Here is a 20,846-nt window from a genome sequence, read left to right on the forward strand (position 1 = left end):
CGCCGCCTGAGTACCCCTCGTACGGACAACCCTCGTACGGACGGATGACATCCATGTCCACGAAAACGCTCCCCGAGCGGGGCGATATCCACGATCAGAGCACCGCTGGGCGGGAACGGAGTGCCGGTCGCCGGCACTCCGGGCTGAGGAGCACGGCGCGGGGCAGGCAGGCGCGGGCCGCCTGGGTCCTCGCCGCCCCGTTCCTCGCGCTGTTCGCGGCCTTCATGCTGCTGCCGGTGGTGTGGTCGCTGCTGATGAGCCTGACCGACACCAAGAGCGCCGACCTGCGCACTCCCCTGAACGTGTCGTTCACGGGCCTCGACACCTACACACGGCTCTTCCAGGACGATCAGTTCTTCACGGCCCTGCGCAACACGGGCGTGTTCGTCCTGGTGGCCCTGCCCCTGACGCTGGGCGCCGGGCTCGCCGCGGCGGTTGCCCTCGACCGGGGCATCCGCCGCTTCCGCGCCGTCTTCCGGGTCGGCTTCTACCTGCCGGTGATCACGAGCATCGTGGCCGTCGCCGTGGTGTGGAAGACGCTCCTCGAACCGCGGGCGGGACTGGTGAACCTCGTGCTGGGCTGGTTCGGGATCGACGGTCCGGCCTGGCTGGCGGACACCCGCTTCGCTCTGCCCGTCATGATCGTGATGGCGGTGTGGCGCAACCTCGGCACCGTCATGATCATCATGCTGGCGGGGCTGCAGTCCGTCCCGCAGTCCCTGATGGAGGCGGCCGAACTCGACGGCGCCGGGCCCTGGCAGCGGTTCTGGCGGGTCACCTTCCCGCTCCTGCGCCCCGCCCTCCTGCTCACCGCGGTCACCACGGGCATCGGCTACCTGCAGTTCTTCGACGAGCCGTTCGTGATGACCGGTGGCGGGCCGCTGGACTCCACCCTGTCGGCCACCTTGTACGCCTACAACCAGTTCGGCAACGGCAACTACGACATGGCGTCAGCCGCCAGCTACGTCATCTTCGTCCTCATCGTGGCGCTGACCGTACTGCAGTTCCGCGTGCTGCGAGACAAGGACTGACGACCCATGAGCACCCTCTCCACCCTCCCAACCGCACACCCGGGCATGGACCGCACCCTCAGGCGTCGCCGCATCCGGCAGACCTGGGGCCAACCCTGGCTGTATCTGCCGCTCGCCGGCGCCCTGCTGCTGATGATCGCGCCGTTCCTGTGGATGCTCTCCGGCTCCTTCAAGCCCGAGGCCGACATCCGGCGAGTCCCGCCCGTTCTGATCCCCACGGCACCCACGACCGCCAACTACGGTGAGCTGTTCAGCACGCTCGACTTCACGAGCATGTTCGCCAACTCCGTGATCGTGGCACTGGCCGTCACCGCGGGCAACCTCATCTTCTGCTCGATGCTCGGATACGCCCTGGCCAAGCTGGAGTTCCGCGGACAGCGCGCCGTCTTCCTGCTGGTCATGGGGACGCTCATGATCCCCGGCCTGGTCACCTTCGTACCGCTGTACGTGCTCGTGTCCAACATGCAGCTGACCGGCTCCCTGCTCGGGCTGATCCTGCCGTTCCTGGCCGGCCCCTTCGGGGTGTTCCTGATGCGGCAGTTCATCTCCACCCTGCCCGACGAACTCATCGACGCCGCCCGCGTCGACGGCTGCCGCGAACTGGCCATCTTCGCGAGGATCATCCTGCCGCTGACCAAGCCGGCCCTCGCCACCCTCGGGATCATCACCTTCCTCGGCTCCTGGAACAACTTCCTGTGGCCCCTGGTCGTGGCCCAGAACGAGAGCCAGTACACCCTCCCCGTCGGGCTCGCCCTGGCCAGCAGCGGACAGTCCTTCACCCGCTTCGGCATCCTGCTCGCCGGCGCCGTGGTCGTCCTGCTGCCGGTGATGATCGTCTTCCTCCTCTTCCAGCGCCAGTTCGTCGCCGGCATCGCCACCACCGGCCTGAAGTGACAGGCCGGCCCTTACCTCACTGCCCTGCGCGGCGGGCAGCCGGTGCGCGCGCCCCGCCATGGCAGGCGGCAGCGCCCTTGCGACGAAGCGCTCGCCATCGCCGATCAACTCTCTGACTCCGTACGACTCATCACTTGGAGACCAAAGTGGGACAGCCGGTCCGCTCCGCGGCGTACCTGGATCCGGAAGCTTCCGTGGAAGCGAGGATCGAGGACTTGCTGTCACGGATGACCCTGCCGGAGAAGGTCGGGCAGTTGCTGATGCTCGACGCACAACACGGGGACCTGGCGGACATCGTGTCGGCCAAGCTGGCCGGATCGGTCCTGCATGTGTCTCCCGACCTGATGCCGCGGGCCATGGAACTGGCCCGGCAGACACGCCTCGGCATTCCGCTGCTGACCGCCGACGACGGCATCCACGGCCACTCGTTCTGGCCCGGCGCGACCATCTTCCCGACCCAGCTGGCCATGGCCTGCACATGGGACCCCGGTCTGCTCCACCGGGTGGCCCGTGCGGCCGCGACCGAAATCGCGGCGACCGGAATCCACGGGACGTTCTCCCCGGTGCTGTGCATCACCCGGGACCTGCGCTGGGGCCGGATCAACGAGACGTTCGGCGAGGACCCGTTCCTGATCGGTGAACTCGGAGCGGCGATGGTGCGCGGCTACCAGGGTGAGGGCCTCGGCGACCCGACAGCCGTGCTGGCGTACGCCAAGCACTTCGCGGGCTACTCCGAGACCCTGGGCGGGCGCGACGCGAGCGAAGCCGAGCTCAGCCCACGCAAGCTCCGCTCGTGGTTCCTGCCCCCCTTCGAGCAGGCCGTTCGTGCCGGCTGCCGCGGCATCATGCTCGGCTACCAGTCGATCGACGGCGTGCCCATCACCGCCAATGAGTGGCTGATCAACGACGTGCTCAAGGGCGAGTGGGGCTTCACCGGGACGCTGGTGACCGACTGGGACAACGTCGGCCGGATGGTCTACGACCAGCGGACCTGCGCCGACTACGCCGAGGCGGCGGCGGTCGCCGTCAACGCCGGGAACGACCTCATCATGGCCACCCCGGCGTTCTTCGAGGGCGCTCAGGAAGCGGTCGCCCGCGGCCTGATCGAGGAAAAGCAGATCGACGACGCCGTACGGCGGGTTCTGCGGCTGAAGTTCGAACTCGGGCTCTTCGAGGACCCCCGTACGCCCGACCCGGAGCGGCAGGCGCAGGTGATCGGCTGCCGCCAACACGCCGACCTCAACCTTGAGACCGCCCGTCGTTCCCTGGTGCTGCTGCGCAACGACGGCACCTTGCCCCTCGAAGGAGGGCTGACCGCGGACGGAACCGGCCGCGCCGCGAGCCAGGGCACCCCGCGGACGATCGCGGTCATCGGCCCCAACGCCGACAGCACGGAAGCGATGCTCGGCGACTGGGCGGGGGCTTCCGGCCAGGTCCCGTGGATGCCGGAAGGACATCCACGGGAGTCGGTGGAGACGGTGCTCGACGGCCTCCGCGCCGTCGCACCCGCCGACTGGACCATCACGTACGCCCGCGGAGCCGACATCGCAAGCCCCGACCAGGACACCGGGTGGTCCACCGGGCCCGACGGCCAACCGCAGCCCAACGTCTTCACCCCTGCCCCGGTCGACCAGGCACAGCTTCGGGAGGCCACTGCCGCCGCGGAGGCCGCCGACTACGCCGTCGTGGTCGTGGGGGACACCATCGCCCTCACCGGCGAGGTGCGCTCCACAGCCACACTCGACCTCCAAGGAGGCCAGATCGCACTGCTGGACGCGGTCGCCGCCACCGGCACACCCATGATCGTCGTCCTCGCCCAGTCCAAACCGAGCACCCTCCCGGACTCGGCACTGAACGCGGCAGCACTCATCGAGGCCTTCAACCCGGGCATGCGCGGGGGCCGCGCCGTCGCCGAACTCCTCCTCGGACTCATCGAACCCAGCGGCCGGCTCCCGGTCTCCTTCGCACGCCACGTCGGACAGCAACCGGTCTTCTACAACCAGGTGCGAGGCCAGCACGGCAATCGCTACGCGGATCTCACCCAGGACCCCCTGTTCGCGTTCGGCGAGGGCCTTACCTACACCACTATCACCTACTCCGACCTTGCGGTGCACGAGGACGACGTCTCCGCCGACGGAACCGTCCACGCGACGGTACGACTCACCAACAGCGGCAGCCGACCGGCCCTGGAGACGGTCCAGGCGTACATCAGCGACCTGACCACCAGCGTCACCTGGGCCGAGCAGGAGCTGAAGGGTTTCACCCAGGTCGAGATCGCTCCCGGTGAAAGCCTGGACGTCCGCATCGGCATCCCTGCCGCACAGTGCTCACTCGTCACGGCCGACAACCGCCGCGTGGTCGAACCAGGTGAGTTCGCACTCCGCGTCGGGCCCAGCTCACGGCGGGAGCAGCAGCTGAGCGCACGTTTCCGCATCCGAAGCTGACCGCATCCGGACCACAAGGCCGTATGCGGGCTTGAAGACCCCGCCCCGCCGGCCTGCCGCCCCGCCAAACCGAGGGCCGGCGGGACGGGACCCACAGACATACCGAAAGGCACGCGTGTGTCCACCGCACCCCGCGATCCGCACCGCCCCGTGGCGCACCTGCGCCCGTCCCGCAACTGGATCAATGACCCCAACGGGCTGGTCTTCCACGACGGCCACTACCACGTGTGCTACCAGTACAACCCGTACGGGGCGACCCACGCGAACCTCAACTGGGGCCACTTCCGCAGCCCCGACCTGCTGACCTGGGAGCCGCTGCCGATCGCCCTGTCCCCGACCCCGGGTGGCGTGGACGCCGACGGCTGCTTCTCCGGCAACGCCGTCTCCGACGGCGAACGGCTGGTCGCCTTCTACTCCGCGCACCGCGAGGACCGCTCGTTCCAGCACCAGCCGGTCACCTGCGCCTTCTCCGAGGACGGCGGCCGGACCTTCAGCCCGCGCGGGGAACTGCTCATCCGGGAGCTGCCCGAGGGCTGCACCATGTACCGCGACCCGTATGTCTGGCAGGACGGCGACGGCTGGCGGATGCTGGTCGGCGCCGCCCTCGCGGACGGCCGCGCCGCCGCACTGCTCTACGACTCGCCCGACCTGGAGAACTGGACCTACCGGGAGCCTTTCGCGGCCCGTCGCCCGGAGTCCGTCGGCGACACCGAGCTGCTCTCCGGCGAGGGCTGGGAGTGCCCCCAGTACCTTCCGGCGGCCGACGGGCGCGGCGCCCTCATTTTCGGTGCATGGACGGAACCCACCGGCCCGCTGAGCGTCGCAGCTCTGATCGGCGAGGAGCACGACGGCCACTTCAAAGCCGGCCCGGTGGTGCCCGCCGACCACGGCCCTGACTGCTACGCGCCGGCTCTGCTGCGCGCACCGGGGAACCGGTGGCTGTTGTGGGGCTGGTCATGGGAGGCTCGCGACGAAGCCTGGGCGGTCGCGGACGGTTGGGCAGGCGTCCTCACCCTGCCTCGCGAGATCCATGTCGACGACGACGGCATACTGCGCCAGCAGCCCGCCACCGAACTGCTCGCCCTGCGCGGCAGGCACGCCATCCACGCCGCAGGCGCGGCGCACGGCCAGCAACCGATGCACCTCGGCAGCGTGGGCCACGCCTTCGACCTGCCGGCACGTCTGGAGCCGACCGGAGACGCCGGGCTGCGGTTGCTCACCACCCCGGACGGCTCCGAGTACCTCGACATCCGTCTCGACGTCGAGGCGGGCGAACTGGTCGTCGACCGCGACCATGCCTCACTGGACAGCCGGGCCCGCGGCGGCGCCTACCACATGCCCTGCCCAACCGGCCGGCCCATCGACCTGCGCGTGGTCGTCGACCATTCCATCGCCGAAATCTTCCTGATCACCACCGGCCAGGTTCTCACCCTGCGCTTCTACCCCACAGGGCAGAGCCCGTGGCGACTGCAGGCCCGCACCGCACCGGGGACGCGCCTCGGCTTCGCGGTGGATGCCTGGGAACTGCACCCGCTCGTGATCAAGGAGCCGAGCACCGGCGCCGCAGAGTCGGCGCCGGCGTCGCCGTAGAACCGGCCCCAACCGGTCGATCCCCCACCTCGGCAATGTGTCCCACCCTCTCTCCCAAGTACTGAACAAGCAGGTCCGAAGGAGGATCTTCCATGAGCTCGTACGGTCTCGGACGACGCCAGTTCCTGGCCACCGCCGTCGGTGTCGCCGCCGCGTGGACCCAGGTTTCAGGGAACGCCGTCGCCGCCCCCCAGTTGAAGCAAGCCTCACGTGACAATTCCGTCCGTGTGTGGCTGACGGACGTATCGGCCGACAAGTGGGTCGCCGGCCAGGACGATGTGCTGTTCAAGGCGAGGAGAACGGCCAACCCGCTGACGATCAAGATCGACGACACCGTCAAGTACCAGAAGGTTCAGGGCTTCGGCGCGGCCATGACCGACTCATCCGCTTGGCTCATCGACAAGCTGTCCGCTGCTGAGCGGACCAAGCTGATGACGAAGCTGTTCGATCCCTCGAAGGGAATCGGCCTCAGCCTGCTCCGCTCGCCGATGGGCGCGACGGACTTCAACGCGTCCGGAAACTACTCCTACAACGACATGCCGAAGGGTCAAACGGACCCGACGCTGTCCAACTTCTCCGTCCAGCATGACGTGCCGTACATCGTTCCCGCCTTGCGGCAGGCCCTCTCGCTCAACCCCTCCCTCAAGATCATGGCCAACCCGTGGAGCCCACCAGGCTGGATGAAGACCTCCGACTCCATGATTGGAGGCACCCTCAAGAGCGAGTACACCTCCACACTCGCCAACTACTTCGTCAAGTTCATCCAAGCCTACGGCGAAGCCGGCGTGCCCATCTCCTACATTTCCCCGCAGAACGAACCCATGGGTACTCCCACCTGGCCGGGAATGTTCCTGTCCGCGTACCAGGAAGCCGACCTGATTCAGGAGATCGGCAAGGCGTTCGAAGCCAACGGAATCTCCACGAAGATCCTGGCCTGGGACCACAACTGGGACGTGCCCTCGTACCCGGAGACGGTCTTCAGCGACCCCGCAGCATCCAAGTACACCGCGGGAACCGGCTGGCACATCTACAGCGGCAACCCGAACTACCAGACGCTGGTCCACAACGACTATCCGAGCAAGGAAACCTTCATCACGGAAGCCACCGGGGGCGTCTGGCAGGACAGCAATCAGACGGCGTTCAGCGAAGCCCTGGGTACGTGGATCATCAACGGCACGCGCAACTGGGCGAACGGGGTGATGCTGTGGAACATCGCACTCGACCCCGACAGGGGCCCGCTCAACAGCGACACCGCCGGCATACCCATGCTGCGGGGTCTGCTCACGATCGACCCGGCCGACGGGCGGGTGACCTACAACGTGGACTACCACGCCCTCGCTCACGCCAGTAGGTTCGTCAAGCCCGGAGCACGCCGGATCTACTCGAACACCTTCGGGGAAGGCGGCATAGAGAACGTCGCGTTCCAGAACCCGGACGGATCGAAGGTCCTGATCGCGCACAACTCGGGAAGCGCGGCGAAAACCTTCAGCGTCGCCGACGGGACACACTCGTTCGACTACACGCTGAACGCCGGCGACGCCGTCACCTTCATGTACTCCGGGCCTGCGCAGAGCGGCCGTACCCCCGCAGCGACCAAGGCTGCGGATCCGACACACGACTTCACGTTCACGTCGGCATCCGGTCCGGTCACCGTCACGTACGACCCGGCACTGCTGCCCTACCAGAACTCCATCCGCACCGGAAACAAGCTGATCACGTACTCCTTGCCGATCGGAGCTTCCGTCCAGACGACAGGAAGGGCGCTGAACCGCAGCAAGTGGACCGCCACGGCTTCCGCGCAGCCGGACTGGGGTGTGGCCGCGAACGCGATCGACGGCGACATCAACACCAAATGGAGCCTCGGGCACGGGACGACGAGCGGCGACTGGTTCCAGATCGACCTGGGGACCCCCACGAGTTTCAATAAGATCGTCCTCGACACCGGCGTGAACAATTCGTTCGACTACGTCACGAAGTATCAGATCTACGCGTCGAACGACGGCGTCGATTGGGGCAGCGCGATTGCGAGCGGCAGCGGGGGAATCGGAAAAATAGCCGTCACGCTGCCGACCCTTACGGCACAGTACATTCGCATCGTCAGTACCGCGGCATCCGGTTTCTGGTGGGCCATCAGCGACATCGAAGTGTATGGGTCCTCGCGCGGAACCGGCTCGATCACAGCTCCGACAGCGGTATCGAACGGCCTCCAGATGAAGACCTGGACCAGCAAGGAGGGGGAGCAGGTCACCGTAGTCTTCAACGGGACCAGCGACAGCAAGAGTTTCAAGATGTCGACCGACGGCTCGTACACCTATACGCTGCCGGGCGGCACCTCGGCGATGTTCACGACCAAGAAGCTGTCGAGCTTCCCGTCGCCGACCTTCAGCGATCTGAAGCCGGAACGAGGCATCCCGCGCTCCAAGTTCACGATTCGGGGTTCTGGTTTCGGCGATGCACAAGGGCTGGGTACGGTGTATGTCGGATCGAGCTATGCCGAAATAGACACCTGGTCGGACACCAGCATCAGCGCCTACGTTCCGAAGGGGCTGCCGGCGGGGAAGGTCACGGTTTCCGTGAAGGGAGCCAGCGGAGCAGACGCAGGTGGATCCTCGTTCGACGTCATAGATCTCGGACCTGCCTTGCCGCGGACGGGGTGGACCGCAAAGGCTTCGGACGCGGGCCAGTGGGATGCGCCCGGAAACATGCTCGACGGCAACGCCGACACCCGGTACAGCTCCGGGACAGGGCAGTACGACGGCCTCTGGATCCAAGTGGACATGAGGCAAACGCAGACCTTCAACAAGATCGTGTTGGATGTCGGTGGCAGTGTCAACGACTATGCGCGCAGCGCAGACGTATACGTATCCACAGACGGAACCGACTGGACCAAGGTTTCTTCCACGGCGGACGGCCAACGAGTCCACCTGATGTCCTTCCCCACGCAGACAGCTCGCTACATCAAGGTCGTCAACACCGGCGACGTTGCGCGCAGCTGGTGGTCAGTCGCAGAATTCAACGTCTACAACTGACCTCGGGCTTTCGTCGGGGAGGCGTTGCGGTGTCGCCCGTGGACGCGGGGCTGGTGTCGGACTGGACTGAGGCGCACCAAGGGTTGGAGCGTCGAGCAGCCCAACATGGGGCTGGGCCAGCCGCAAGGGATCGCACAAGCGCGTGCGCGGGCACCGGGATTCTGCTTGTGCCCGGACCACACTCGATGCTGTAACCCGCATCACCTGGATGTCACGAGTACACGCTGGAGAACACGTACCCGGCCCCCCGAGGCTTCCGGCAGTGCCGGGCCTGTCGTAGCGAGAGGAACAAGAGCCGTTAGGTTGGGACCGGCCATGTGAGATCCCGTGAGAGATGAGAGGGTCTGACGGGTGAGCGAGACAGCACCGAACACCCTGCAATACCGCTTTGACGGGCCAGAAGAGGCTCCCGTCCTGATCCTGGGTCCCTCCCTGGGCACCACCTGGCACATGTGGGACCGGCAGGTTCCGGAGCTGATGAAGCAGTGGCGCGTCTTCCGCTTCGACCTTCCGGGACACGGCGGCGCCCCCGCCTACCCCGCGGGCTCCGTCGCCGACCTCACGGCACGCCTGCTCACCACCCTCGACGGACTCGGCGTGCACCGCTTCGGCTACGCGGGCTGCGCGCTCGGCGGCGCCATCGGCGTCGAGCTCGCCCTGCGCCACCCCGAGCGCCTCGCCTCGCTCGCGCTGATCGCCGCCTCGCCCCGCTTCGGCACGGCCGACGAGTTCCGGCAAAGAGGCGTGATCGTACGGACGAACGGCCTCGACCCCATCGCCCGTACCTCGCCCGACCGCTGGTTCACCAGCGGGTTCGCCGCCGCGCAGCCCGCGATCACCGAGTGGGCCGTGCAAATGGTGCGCACCACCGACCCCGGCTGCTACATCGCCGCCTGTGAGGCGCTCGCCTCCTTCGACACACGGGCGGAACTCGCCCGCGTCGGCGTCCCGACCCTCGTCCTCGTCGGCTCCGACGACCAGGTCACCGGCCCCGCCGAGGCCCGCACCCTGGTCGCCGGCATCCCGGACGCACGCCTCGCCGTCGTCCCCGGCGCTTCCCACCTGGTCCCCGTGGAGCAGCCGGCGGCCGTCACCGACCTCCTGGTCCGGCACTTCTCCACCGCCTGGCAGCCCGCCTTCGACCACTCCACCGGCCAGACGGCGATTCCGGCCGCCCCCGTGAAGCCGGTCCTGGCCGCCGCGCAGCCGCAGACCGCGCCGCCCAGAGCCGAGATCGCCCCGGCCGCCGTGCCGCCACAGCCGCCGGGGCGGCCCGACCCGTACGACGCGGGGCTCAAGGTGCGCCGCGAAGTGCTCGGCGACGCGCACGTCGACCGGGTGCTGGAGCAGGCCGACGACTTCTCGGGGGACTTCCAGGAGTTCGTCACCCGGTACGCCTGGGGCGAGATCTGGGACCGGCCCGGCCTCGACCGCCGCACCCGCAGCTGCGTCACCCTCACCGCCCTGGTCGCCGGCGGCCACCTGGAGGAACTCGCCTTCCACACCCGGGCCGCCCTGCGCAACGGCCTCACCCCGGGCGAGATCAAGGAGGTGCTGCTGCAGGCGGCCGTCTACTGCGGCGTACCGGCGGCGAACAGCGCGTTCCGGGTGGCCCAGCAGGTGATAAGGGAGGAGACCACGCCCACCGAGTGAGCCACCCGCCCGGCAGGCGTCAGAGGCAGGATGGATCCATGAAGCTCACGAAGAAGTCGCACGCCTGCATCCGCCTGGAGAAGGACGGCCGGACACTCGTCGTCGACCCGGGAGGATTCAGCGAGGAGGACGCCGCGCTCGGCGCGGACGCCATCCTCGTCACCCACGAGCACCCCGATCACTTCGACGAGTTCCGGCTGCGCGCCGCGATGGAGAACAACCCGGCCGCGCAGATCTGGACCCTGAGGTCGGTCGCGGAGAAGATCTCATCGGCCTTCCCGGGCCGCGTGCACACCGTCGGCCACGGCGACACCTTCACCGCCGCCGGCTTCGACGTCCAGGTCCACGGCGAACTGCACGCCGTGATCCACCCGGACATCCCGCGCATCACCAACGTCGGCTACCTCGTCGACGGCGGCAAGGTCTTCCACCCCGGCGACGCCCTCACCGTCCCCGACCACCCGGTCGAGACGCTGATGCTGCCGGTCATGGCCCCGTGGAACAAGATCTCCGAGGTCATCGACTACGTCCGCGAGGTCGGGCCGCAGCGCGCCTACGACATCCACGACGCCCTGCTCACCGACCTCGCCCGCCCGATCTACGACCGCCAGATCGGCGCTCTCGGCGGCTCGGAGCACCTGCGGCTGACGCCGGGCGATTCCGCGCAGGTGTGAGGGCACCCCGGGCGGGCCGCGTTGTCAGACCCGCCCGGTAGGTTGTGACGCATGCGCATCGCGACCTGGAACGTGAACTCGATCACCGCCCGTCTGCCGAGGCTGCTGGCCTGGCTGGAGAGCAGCGGCACCGACGTGCTGTGCCTGCAGGAGGCCAAGGTCGCCGAGGAGCAGTTCCCGTTCGACGCGCTGCGCGAGAGGGGCTACGAGGCGGCGGTCCACGCGACCGGCCGGTGGAACGGCGTGGCGGTGCTCTCCCGCGTCGGCATCGAGGACGTCGTCAAGGGCCTGCCCGGCGACCCCGGTTTCGACGGCGTCGAGGAGCCCCGAGCCATCTCCGCGACCTGCGGCCCGGTCCGCGTCTGGTCGGTGTACGTGCCGAACGGCCGCGAGGTGGACCACCCCCACTACGCCTACAAGCTCCAGTGGTTCGAGGCCCTCAGGGCGGCCGTCGCGGGCGACGCCGGCGGCAGCCGCCCGTTCGCCGTGATGGGCGACTACAACGTCGCCCCGACCGACGACGACGTCTACGACCGCTCCGCCTTCGAGGGCTCCACCCACGTCACCCCCGCCGAGCGCGCCGCCCTCTCCGCCCTGCGCGAGGCCGGCCTGAACGACGTGGTCCCGCGCCCCCTGAAGTACGAACAGCCCTTCACCTACTGGGACTACCGCCAGCTCTGCTTCCCCAAGAACCGCGGCATGCGCATCGACCTGGTCTACGGCAACCAGCCGTTCGCCAAGGCGGTCACCGACGCGTACGTGGACCGCGAGGAGCGCAAGGGCAAGGGCGCCTCGGACCACGCGCCGGTCGTGGTGGACCTCGACGTCTAGGTTCTGTCCGAGGCCGGTCTGGAAAGAGCCGACCTCCTCGGGAAGGTCGCGCCAGGGCGAGTTGGTGCGGTACTTCCACGCGATGGCCTCAAGAGTGCGATGGTGGTCGGCCCATCGCCGTCCGCGGACCGGATCCGCCGGCATCAGCGGCTCGATCCGGTCCCACATCGCATCAGTGATCACTAATCGGACAGACACATCCGATCAACTGACTAACCCATCAAAGAGACAGGCCCTGGTCTAGGCGCGGTACGGCTGGCCCGCGCGGTGGCGGCCGAACTGGAGGCCGGGGGCGTCATCGGGTTCATCCTGTCCGGGTCCGTGCAGCCGATCCCGGGACTGACGATCTCCAACGGGCTGCGGCCCGGCCTGGCCGGCTTCGCGAAGTCGCTGGCGGACGAGCTGGGTCCGCGCGGGATCCGGGTGGTGGGGCTGCTGCTGGCCCGGATGGGCGCGGACCGTGTGCGCGAGCTGGACGGCATGTCGGCGAACCCCGAGGCCACGCGCGCGGCCAACGAGGCGCGGATCCCGCTGCGGCGGTACGGCACCCTGGAGGAGTTCGGGCGCACGGCGGCGTTCCTGCTGTCCCCCGGGCCGCCTCCTACCTGACTGGGATCATGATGCCGGTGGAGGGGGGATGCGGCACGGGTTCTGCATCCGTGCCTGCGGGCCGTCCGGCTTCCGGATGATCCGTCCCGCACGGGTGACTTCGCTGCCGCCGTCGGCGCGCGACGGCCGTCAGTCGAGCAGGATCATGCGGAGGTTGGGGACGAGGTGGCGGATGAGATCTTCGTCCGGCATCGAGGCCAGGGGTCCGCTCTTGAAGACGTACCGGGAGAACGTCACGCCGATGAGGTAGGCGCCCACGGAGGCGACGCGCTCCTCCAGTTTCGGGCCGGGGATCACGTGCCGGTACATCTCGAGACTGTCTTCCTGCATTGCGGCGAAGAGTCGTTTGGCCGTCTCCTCGTCCGTGGCCACAGCGCGCAGCAGGGCCACGAAGGGGTCGTTGCCGCCGCTGACGGCCATGCGCCGGACGTAGGACCGGGCGACGCGTGTCGGCAACGTCCTGGGGTCGCCGGCCACTTCCTCCATCAGTGTGCGGGGGCTGGGCACTGCGGCGAGGAACAGCTGCTCCTTGGATCCGAAGTGCCGTATGACCAGGCCGTGCGTCACTCCCGCCCGGCGTGCGACCTCGCGGATGGTCGTCTTGCCGAAGCCCAGCTCGGCGAAGGCGGCACGCGCGGCCTCGACGATGGCGGCCCGGCGCTCTTCGGGTGCGCGCCTGCGCCTGGCCGGGGTTGCGGCGTCGTGATCGCTCGCGGCGGTGTCCGTCGGCGGTGACTCGTCCATTGCGCAAGTGTACATGTGGTCATCAAGTTATTCACCAAGTGGTCAGCAGGTGCGGCGCAATTTAGCTCATAAGCGGCGTCGTTCCTCACAAACCCGGCCATTTCTCAAGGGCTATAAGTGACCATCTGGACACTATCTGGTGGGGTCTGTACGGTCGGCGATGACCGAGCGGACACCAGCGAGCAGCGGCCCCTTGTGCCGCTGCGCGATCCCTTCGTCACCGTCCGCCTCCCTCGACGAGAGGTCCTCTCATGGCGCCTGAGCCCCTCACCCCTGCCAACACCACCGTCGTCCTCGTCGACTACGCCGTCGGTTTCGCCGGCCTCCTGCGCTCTCACGCCCTCGCCGAGCACCTCAACAACGTCGTGGGCCTGGCGAAGACGGCGAAGTGGTACGAGAGCGGCCTGGTGGTGACCAACGGTCAGTCCGGCAAGCCGTCCGGCCCGCTCTACACGGAGCTGCTGGAGGCGCTCGGTGACCAGCCGGTCATCGAGCGCCCGAGCGACTTCAACGCCTTCCTGGACGAGCCATTCGCCCAGGCGGTCCGGGCGGAGGGCCGGCCAAACCTGGTGATCGGCGGCATCGCCACCGACGGGTGCGTACTGCAGACGGTGCTGGGCGGCCTGCGGGAGGGCTACCGCGTGCACGTGGCGGTCGACGCCTCCGCCAGCCCCTCACTCGAGGCCCACAACACGGCGATACAGCGCATGATCCAAGCCGGTGCCGTCCCGGTGACCTGGTTCTCCCTGGCCGCCGAGTTCCAGCTCGACCCCGCGTTCCACGATGCCCCGCACCGCATGCGCCTGATGCAGGAGAACGTGCCCGCCATGGGCATGAGCGCCCAGTCCTTCGTCAACGCCGTCGAGCTGGGCAGGCGCGCCGCCACGGCTGTGTGAGCCCCCAGGGGCGGGTACAGGCCCGCCCCTCGCCTCGGACCTCATGGGCATGAGGTGTCCGCGGAAACCATTCGTCCGAAGCATCGGGAGATGTGCTCGTGCAGTTACCCAGTCTGTTGCCCCGCGCGGTGCCGAGAGGCATGGCCGTCCTGCTGGCCGGAGGACTACGCCGCGGCCGCCGCCGAGGACGTCGTCGTCAGTTACACCGTCGCGGGGCTGGATCCGAAAGTCCTCCGGGAGGAGATCGCGCGGCAGCAGAAGCCCGGCGATTCGCTGAACGACAGCGCGAAGCGGAACATCGCGGCGTACGACATGGAGATGCCGGGCCAGCGGCTCGAGCAGTTCGACTTCGAGTACAACGGCACCATCATCCCCAGATCGACCGGCCTCTCGGTCGTCCTCCCGAAGGACGAGGTGCAGACGTCGTCGAACTGGTGGCGCGGGGCCGTGGCCACGCTGCTCGGCGTGGCCACGGGAATCGGGTCGGGACGCTGTGGTTCCTCGCCTTCCCCGAGGCCGGACCGGTGGCGACGATGATCTGTGAGGCGCTGGCCGCCTTCACGACGGGCTTCCTCAGCACGATGCTGGCGGCCGTGTTCAAGGGTGAAGAGATCAACGCGGACGTCTGGGGCGAAGCGGTCGCCAACGGCGTCATCTCGGCGGTCGGGGCGGCCGCGTGGGGGCGCTGGATCGCGCCGTGGGCCAAGGTCGGCGGGCTCGCCGATGTGTTCCGGAAGACCGCCGACGCCGTACGCGCCGCCGGGCGGCAGATCGAGCGCTGGGCGGCTGCCCTCGTCGGGGACGGGATCGACGGTGTCGGCACGGTCATCTACGCGAAACTGCTGGAGGCGGCGCGCCGACTCGGCTGGTCGACGGCGGCCGGCGACCTGCGCGTCATGCCCCTGGGCGACTCGATCACCTTCGGCCAGGGAGTTCCACGGGGAACGGCTACCGGTCCCACCTGTGGGACAGCCTGACCGGGGGATCGCGCACCGTGGATTTCGTCGGTACCCAGAGGCGCGGGACGTTCGCCGACCCCGACCACGAGGGCCACCCCGGTGACACCATCGACGAGATCGCGGACAACGCCTACTGTCCCGTGCGGCACTACCGGCCGAACGTAGTCACCCTGCACGCGGGCACGAACGACATGAACGAGGCACTCGACCTCGAAGACGCCCCAGGCCGCCTCGGCTCGCTCATCGACCAGATCCTGCGGAACGCGCCCGACGCGACCGTGCTGGTCGCCACGCTCGTACCGTCGTACAAGACGGGCCTGCAACCTCGCATCGACGCGTACAACGCCCAGTTGCCGGCGATCGTGGAACGACGGCGGGAACAGGGCGGGCAGGTACGGCTGGTGGACATGGGCGAGGTCACCGCCGACGACCTCGTCGAGCCCTCACACCCCGGCGACAGCGGCTACGTCAAGATGGCCGATGCCTTCCACGGGGCTCTCGCCCAGGCCGAGGCCGAAGGCTGGATCGACGACCCGGTGCCCGCGGACAGCACGGCGCCGTGCGACGTCGCGGATAACGAGCCCGTGAGCGGGGTCGGCCCCGGCTGGCGCTCTCTCGGCGTCATCGCCTCCGGGATGCAGTCCCCCGCGGGCCGCACCGACCTCGTCGAGCTGAACGGCGACAACCGGGCCTCGGCGGCATCCCGCGCGAAGCCGTCCGCTTCGCCGACATTGACGGCGACGGCCGCGACGATCTGCTGCGGATCGGCGCCAACGGTGCCATCCACGCGTACGTCAACACCGGTACGGGCTGGGAGGAGCACCTCGACTGGGCTCCCGGCGTCAATGGCGGCTCCCGGCACGACCTGCGCCTCGCCGACGTCAACGGCGACCGCAAGGCCGACTACCTCATGGTCCAGCCGAGCGGCACGGTCAACGCTTACCTCAACAACTGGGACCGGAGCGACCCCGACGCCCCCGGGCCGCCGGTTCACCGAGGTACGCAACTTCGTCAACGCCACCCACTACCCCGCCGATAAGTCCACCTTCCGCGACATCGGCAGCGACGGACGGGCGGACTACGTCGTGATCTACGACGGCGGCGCGATCCGCTGCTGGCTCAATCGGGGCGGCAACACGGGGCAGTGAGGCCGGACCGGGCAGTGCGGCCGGATCGCGGGCCGTGGCACGATCGGCGGCCCGCGATCCGGGGTCCGGACGGGCCCGCGTCCCACGCCGCGGTCGGGGGCAGCTGACCCGTTCCGCCCGGTGTTTCGATGTCCGCACTCGCACCTCTGAGCTTGTTCTTTATGGTCTGACCTCGAACGATGCCCCGAACATGATCACTCATACAGGGATTCCGGGCACGTGAACACGGCCTCCATCTGATCATGTGCTCCGACCAGAGAGGCACTTGACCAGTACGAAGGCCGTGGGGGAAAGCGGGCGCTCCTCGGACCATTTCGTTCCCGGCTGGCCCTACTCGTTCGTCGCCGCGCTGGAGTCGGGCCGGACCTCGTGGTGTCAGATCCTGGATGTGCTGCGGCTGGGACCGTCCGAGGACATCGCCGAGGTTACCCCTGCCCAGGTCCGCCGTGTGGTCGAGGACCTCATCGACATGGGTCGTTGGCAGGCGGGTGACCGCGACATCCTGGTCGTCTTCGACGCGGGCTATGACGCTTCGCGCATGGCCTATCTGCTGGAAGGACTGTCGGTGGAGGTCCTGGGCGGATGCGCACGGACCGTGTGATGCGCAAGCCGGTCCCGGTGGCGGGCGAGGGACCTCCGCTCCCCCTGGGAGAGGCCGGCCGAGCCCGGCCGGCTCACCCCCGCCCGGATCCGCCGGGGGTTCAGGAACCTCCGCCCGAACCTGCCTTGCCCGGCGCGTGCACCCAAACCCAGTCGGCCGGGCCCCGGCAGGCCACTCGGCTCGAAAAACCGGCACCACTCCGCCACCCGCTACGACGTGGGCAAGACCACCAGACGCCCCGAAAGCTCACCGAACGCGATCAGCTTAGAGACGGAGCACGACGTCAAAATGGAACAGCCAGCCCGGCCTCGCGCAATCGAAGCAGTGCCATGCCCATGCACTCGGCGACCGAGGCCCCGTCGGCCCTCATCCCACCGTCCAGCGGCCCACCTGAAGCGGCGAATGTCCACGCCGGCTGACCGTCACGCATGCGCTCCGCGTCGACCCGGATCATGGCACCGACTCCCTGCTCGCCAAGCCACTCCAGAATGGACAGCGTCACGTCCTCGACGCCGCTGTCCAGGTCCACCTTGGGTCGCTGCCCCATCCCCTCGGTCATGACCACAACCCTACTCAGCATCTGATCGGTCGCGTCCCGCACTCACCAGGCGGCTCAGACCATAAGGAACAAGCTCAGATGAACGGCGATGAGCAGCTGCTGAACGGACCACACCGCACCTACGCCGAACTGGTGGGCGGGCCCCTGGACGGCCTGCTGGTGGACATCCACGGATGGCGGACCGAAGAAGCCGAAGACGGCGTGGCCCTGTCCACCGAACTCGGACGGTGGCCCGGCGGCCGCGCCCTGTACGACCCGCGTCCTGGCGAACCCCGCACACCCGGCCCGGGTGTGAGCTGCCGCTTCTACTAGTGTGGCGACACACCCTGACCGTCGCCCCGACCACGGCAGGCCAGAGCGCCGCTCGCCCCCACAGGCTTACCTACGACCGGCCCTCGGTCAGCTGGATGGCGGTGTTCTCGATCCACAGCAGCGCCATTCGACGCCGGCCTGCCCGGCGCGGATGTGGCCGAGGGTGCGTACTTGTGGCCGCGCCGCGAGCATGAGGGTATGGACGCACGTCTCAAGGTGTCCGACACCGTCGCCGCGGCTGTATTGCAAGGGATAGGTTGGGCCAACCTTCGGGCTCAACCCGGGCAGCCGGGGACCGATACACGGAATCTTCCAGATCCCAACCGGGCAACAGCCGACCAGCATCTGGGTCCTGGGTCACCTCCAGCACAACCATCGCAACGATTGACGGCGTGCAGCCGGGCTACCTAGTACTCCTCAAGTGAGGCACTTGCGTCACCTTGGAGCCCCAACTCGTCGGTTCCTCACCTTCTCCGCAGCTGGTCATATCGTGAGGTCACCGCCCTGGAAGGCACGCCAAAAGCTCTGGCCAGCCGCCTGAAGCAGGCCGCCGAGCCGTTCGTCGACGCTCTGACCGAGTGGTCAAGGCGCAGGCCGACACCACTGGCTTCGTCGTCCTGCGCCGGTGGGCGGAGATCCTGGAGCGGTACTTCCCGCCGGAGTTCCCCGACCCTGGCCACAGCACCGAATAGACCGACCACGCTGCCACCAACCCCGACCATGACTCCGACCACGGCTGGTCAGGGGAGCATGGCCGGACGCCCGCAGCGCTACGAGTCGGACTCCTGACGCAAGTCAAGGAAGCAGCGCAGCCGTACACCGGGTGTCTACATCGGCGGTGGCTGGACGATCGACGCTCGCCGGCCCGGCACCAAGGTCCGCTATTCCCCCATGGACTCGATGACGGACGGTGGAGTCTTTTGGCGAGGGCTCGCTGGCTGCCGTGGATGGCGAGCAGCCGTTGCAACGCGCTGGCCTCGTCGAGCTCTTCGAGGTCCTGGCGGTGGATGTTCGGACGAGCGCAGATTCGAGCAGTTCCTCCGGGGCTGCCGCTGTTGTTCATCGGGGCCGACAACTGCACCGAGGACGCCGCGAAGATGGCGGCGAAGTTCGACAAGTACATGCGCCACTTCCACCGCAAGGTGAAGGACACCGACGGCCAGGACAAGCCGATGTGGCGCACCGCTGGTCCGCGCCTGATCGACAGCCTCGGTGGGCAGCCCCGTCGCGGGCCAGAAGCACGGCTTGTGGCGTGCCGGCCGACCGGCCGCAGATCGTCTTCCGTTGAAGGCGTGGGTGGCGGTGCTCATCGGGCGGGCTCCTGCCGAGGATGCGCCGAGGACGTAGACGAACAGCAGCAGGAATACCACCGGGACCCCGGCGGCGGTGAGGGTGAGCGTCGGGTAGCGCAGCATGTGCCGCAACTGGCGACGCTGTGGACCTGGAGTTCGTCTACGGTGAGCGAGGCGCGGTCGAGCCAGTCATGGAGTGCACGCAGCGACCGGACGTCGCCCCGGCTGGCGACCTGCAGAGTGAGTGCCTCATCGCTGCGGGACACCACGTCCAGGGTCTGGGCCGCGTAGACGGCTACACAGCGTGTGCGGGTTCAAGAGCCCGCCGACTACGAACGTGGCTACCGAGCCACCCTCGCCGAGGGACTGACTGCATAGATCGTCTCCACGCTGCGAGGGGATTGACATCACTAACGAGGGCAAGGCCGCCACCAGCTTTAAGCAGTCCACTTTGGTTCGCCCGAACCAAAGCCATGTCAAAAGCGATGCGCCACATGGATAGCTAGATCATCCGAGAGATCGGCCGAAAGCGCTTTCTTGACTGTTGGTTCACCGTCATGCCGCACAGCGGCTGCCCGGGTCGTCTTGACGAACACGAAGAATGCACCTGGCTCAGTCAGGTGTGTGGCCGAAGGGGGTGTCCATCACGGGTTAGCCCCCGGCGGTGAATGACGGCGCGGGGCGGGAGGGGGTGTCAGAGTGCTGGACAAGATCGAGGTATTTGTGCAGCTCAGAGTAGGTAGCACGCGTGGCGATCCGTCCGCCGGCCGCAGCTCAGTTCGGACTTGCCAGCCACTGCGGCCGCAGGTGACGCCCGCCCGGCGGAGCCCTGTGCGTCATTGGTGGTTCGCGATATGACTCGCGACGGGGTTCGCACATGCGGCATGTGCGCGTCAAGCAAGCGCTTTCGGTCGATTGATCGAACTTGCTTGCGAACTCGGTAGAGGGCCTGCTTGAGTGCTCTCGGTAACACTGAGAGCACTCAACGCAAGGAGAGCAAACGTGCGCAGGAACCTCGTCGGGGCAGTTCTGGCCGGGGCGCTGATGACAGCAGCCAGTCCGGCGGTGGCTGACGCCCAGTCGCCGCAGAGCAGTGACCCGACGGCCATGACGCGCGCGGACATCCAGTCCGCGGCGGCCGTAACTTACCGGATCAAGAACACCAAGTCCCAGAAGTACCTGCAGTCTTCAGGAGGTGGCAGCGCCGTCGGCACCAAGATCGTTCAGCAGCCCTTAAGCTCCTCCACGTCGCAGCGCTGGGGGATCGTCGAGGATGGCAGCTTCATCAGCTTCTGGACCCCCACTGCAGACAAGAATATGGGCATCGATCGCGGGAGCAAGGAAGCCGGCGCGGCGGCCATCCTGGCGAACCCGTCCGGCGACGAAAATCAGGACTGGACCCTTAAGTGGCGCTCAGACACCGTCTTCGAAATGAGGAACCGCAACAGCGGCCTGTGTCTGGGCATTTCGGGCGCCAGCGAAGACAACGGCGCACAGGCAGCCCAGTTCCCCTGTGACGGGAAGGCAAATCAGGGCTGGGCGTTCACCAATTAGCCACGGCGGCTAAGGCGAAGAAGCAG

17 protein-coding genes and 4 pseudogenes are annotated in these 20,846 nt (G+C 68.0%); 18 read left to right on the forward strand and 3 right to left on the reverse strand.

Annotated elements, in window-relative coordinates; all coding sequences use genetic code 11:
* Positions 1 to 53 precede the first annotated feature (53 nt).
* From NW895_RS38150 to NW895_RS38185, 8 genes are all read left to right on the forward strand, one after another.
* Complete coding sequence (locus NW895_RS38150) at positions 54 to 1,031, forward strand: sugar ABC transporter permease (RefSeq protein ID WP_289941603.1); 978 nt, start codon at positions 54 to 56, stop codon at positions 1,029 to 1,031.
* A 6-nt stretch (positions 1,032 to 1,037) separates the two neighbouring features.
* Positions 1,038 to 1,925 carry a carbohydrate ABC transporter permease gene (locus NW895_RS38155; protein ID WP_289941604.1) on the forward strand — a complete coding sequence of 296 codons (888 nt, stop codon included), beginning with the start codon at positions 1,038 to 1,040 and terminating at the stop codon, positions 1,923 to 1,925.
* Positions 1,926 to 2,071: 146 nt separating this feature from the next.
* Positions 2,072 to 4,369, forward strand: a complete 2,298-nt coding sequence (locus NW895_RS38160) for a glycoside hydrolase family 3 N-terminal domain-containing protein (protein ID WP_289941709.1) — start codon at positions 2,072 to 2,074, stop codon at positions 4,367 to 4,369.
* 117 nt (positions 4,370 to 4,486) lie between these two features.
* Positions 4,487 to 5,959 (forward strand): GH32 C-terminal domain-containing protein, encoded by a 1,473-nt coding sequence (locus NW895_RS38165; protein WP_289941606.1) that lies wholly within the window; start codon positions 4,487 to 4,489, stop codon positions 5,957 to 5,959.
* 92 nt (positions 5,960 to 6,051) lie between these two features.
* Entirely contained in the window at positions 6,052 to 8,988 is a 2,937-nt protein-coding gene (locus tag NW895_RS38170; RefSeq protein WP_289941607.1) for a discoidin domain-containing protein, read from the forward strand.
* 351 nt (positions 8,989 to 9,339) lie between these two features.
* Entirely contained in the window at positions 9,340 to 10,641 is a 1,302-nt protein-coding gene (gene pcaC, locus NW895_RS38175; protein ID WP_289941608.1) for a 4-carboxymuconolactone decarboxylase, read from the forward strand.
* A 38-nt stretch (positions 10,642 to 10,679) separates the two neighbouring features.
* A complete protein-coding gene (locus tag NW895_RS38180) occupies positions 10,680 to 11,315 on the forward strand; it encodes an MBL fold metallo-hydrolase (protein ID WP_289941610.1) in 636 nt (211 codons plus the stop codon).
* Between the two features lie 51 nt (positions 11,316 to 11,366).
* Complete coding sequence (locus tag NW895_RS38185) at positions 11,367 to 12,146, forward strand: exodeoxyribonuclease III (protein ID WP_289941612.1); 780 nt, start codon at positions 11,367 to 11,369, stop codon at positions 12,144 to 12,146.
* A 15-nt stretch (positions 12,147 to 12,161) separates the two neighbouring features.
* Here the strand turns inward: NW895_RS38185 and NW895_RS38190 are convergent.
* Positions 12,162 to 12,344: pseudogene (locus NW895_RS38190) on the reverse strand (transposase); the annotation flags it as partial.
* Between the two features lie 42 nt (positions 12,345 to 12,386).
* Here NW895_RS38190 and NW895_RS38195 point away from each other — a divergent pair.
* A pseudogene (locus NW895_RS38195) lies at positions 12,387 to 12,835 on the forward strand (SDR family oxidoreductase); the annotation flags it as partial.
* Positions 12,836 to 12,884: 49 nt separating this feature from the next.
* On the opposite strand, the gene NW895_RS38200 reads toward NW895_RS38195, so the two are convergent.
* Positions 12,885 to 13,499: a TetR family transcriptional regulator gene (locus tag NW895_RS38200; RefSeq protein WP_289941614.1), complete on the reverse strand. Its 615-nt coding sequence runs from the start codon at positions 13,497 to 13,499 to the stop codon at positions 12,885 to 12,887.
* A gap of 251 nt (positions 13,500 to 13,750) precedes the next feature.
* On the opposite strand from NW895_RS38200, the gene NW895_RS38205 reads away from it, so the two are divergent.
* From NW895_RS38205 to NW895_RS38225, 6 genes and pseudogenes are all read left to right on the forward strand, one after another.
* Entirely contained in the window at positions 13,751 to 14,395 is a 645-nt protein-coding gene (locus NW895_RS38205) for an isochorismatase family protein (protein ID WP_289941615.1), read from the forward strand.
* A gap of 90 nt (positions 14,396 to 14,485) precedes the next feature.
* Positions 14,486 to 14,932, forward strand: coding sequence for a hypothetical protein (locus NW895_RS38210; RefSeq protein WP_289941618.1), 447 nt, complete (start codon positions 14,486 to 14,488; stop codon positions 14,930 to 14,932).
* On the forward strand, positions 14,920 to 15,372 hold the full coding sequence (locus NW895_RS38215; RefSeq protein WP_289941619.1) for a hypothetical protein: 453 nt from the start codon (positions 14,920 to 14,922) through the stop codon (positions 15,370 to 15,372). Before NW895_RS38210 ends, NW895_RS38215 begins: the two co-directional genes overlap by 13 nt.
* A pseudogene (locus tag NW895_RS41380) lies at positions 15,369 to 15,809 on the forward strand (SGNH/GDSL hydrolase family protein); the annotation flags it as partial. The gene NW895_RS38215 and the pseudogene NW895_RS41380, both read left to right, overlap by 4 nt.
* Before the next feature lie 326 nt (positions 15,810 to 16,135).
* Positions 16,136 to 16,393, forward strand: a complete 258-nt coding sequence (locus NW895_RS41385) for a hypothetical protein (protein WP_354670161.1) — start codon at positions 16,136 to 16,138, stop codon at positions 16,391 to 16,393.
* A gap of 401 nt (positions 16,394 to 16,794) precedes the next feature.
* A pseudogene (locus tag NW895_RS38225) lies at positions 16,795 to 17,349 on the forward strand (transposase); the annotation flags it as partial.
* A gap of 37 nt (positions 17,350 to 17,386) precedes the next feature.
* Here NW895_RS38225 and NW895_RS38230 read toward each other — a convergent pair.
* Positions 17,387 to 17,662: a hypothetical protein gene (locus NW895_RS38230; protein ID WP_289941621.1), complete on the reverse strand. Its 276-nt coding sequence runs from the start codon at positions 17,660 to 17,662 to the stop codon at positions 17,387 to 17,389.
* Between the two features lie 78 nt (positions 17,663 to 17,740).
* On the opposite strand from NW895_RS38230, the gene NW895_RS38235 reads away from it, so the two are divergent.
* From NW895_RS38235 to NW895_RS38245, 3 genes are all read left to right on the forward strand, one after another.
* Positions 17,741 to 17,974 (forward strand): hypothetical protein, encoded by a 234-nt coding sequence (locus NW895_RS38235; protein ID WP_289941622.1) that lies wholly within the window; start codon positions 17,741 to 17,743, stop codon positions 17,972 to 17,974.
* Positions 17,975 to 18,981: 1,007 nt separating this feature from the next.
* Positions 18,982 to 19,557 carry a hypothetical protein gene (locus NW895_RS38240; protein WP_289941712.1) on the forward strand — a complete coding sequence of 192 codons (576 nt, stop codon included), beginning with the start codon at positions 18,982 to 18,984 and terminating at the stop codon, positions 19,555 to 19,557.
* Between the two features lie 711 nt (positions 19,558 to 20,268).
* Positions 20,269 to 20,820 carry an RICIN domain-containing protein gene (locus NW895_RS38245; protein WP_289941625.1) on the forward strand — a complete coding sequence of 184 codons (552 nt, stop codon included), beginning with the start codon at positions 20,269 to 20,271 and terminating at the stop codon, positions 20,818 to 20,820.
* Positions 20,821 to 20,846 lie beyond the last annotated feature (26 nt).

The organism is Streptomyces sp. S.PNR 29, assembly GCF_030386795.1.
GTDB lineage: Bacteria > Actinomycetota > Actinomycetes > Streptomycetales > Streptomycetaceae > Streptomyces.

Coding starts and splice junctions, on each gene's coding strand:
- NW895_RS38205 (WP_289941615.1), top strand. CDS start 13,751: ATGGCGCCTGAGCCCCTCACCCCTGCCAACACCACCGTCGTCCTCGTC.
- NW895_RS38230 (WP_289941621.1), bottom strand. CDS start 17,662: ATGACCGAGGGGATGGGGCAGCGACCCAAGGTGGACCTGGACAGCGGC.
- NW895_RS38235 (WP_289941622.1), top strand. CDS start 17,741: ATGAACGGCGATGAGCAGCTGCTGAACGGACCACACCGCACCTACGCC.
- NW895_RS38210 (WP_289941618.1), top strand. CDS start 14,486: ATGTGCTCGTGCAGTTACCCAGTCTGTTGCCCCGCGCGGTGCCGAGAG.
- NW895_RS38200 (WP_289941614.1), bottom strand. CDS start 13,499: ATGGACGAGTCACCGCCGACGGACACCGCCGCGAGCGATCACGACGCC.
- NW895_RS38185 (WP_289941612.1), top strand. CDS start 11,367: ATGCGCATCGCGACCTGGAACGTGAACTCGATCACCGCCCGTCTGCCG.
- NW895_RS38180 (WP_289941610.1), top strand. CDS start 10,680: ATGAAGCTCACGAAGAAGTCGCACGCCTGCATCCGCCTGGAGAAGGAC.
- NW895_RS38240 (WP_289941712.1), top strand. CDS start 18,982: ATGTTCGGACGAGCGCAGATTCGAGCAGTTCCTCCGGGGCTGCCGCTG.
- NW895_RS38155 (WP_289941604.1), top strand. CDS start 1,038: ATGAGCACCCTCTCCACCCTCCCAACCGCACACCCGGGCATGGACCGC.
- NW895_RS38170 (WP_289941607.1), top strand. CDS start 6,052: ATGAGCTCGTACGGTCTCGGACGACGCCAGTTCCTGGCCACCGCCGTC.
- NW895_RS38150 (WP_289941603.1), top strand. CDS start 54: ATGTCCACGAAAACGCTCCCCGAGCGGGGCGATATCCACGATCAGAGC.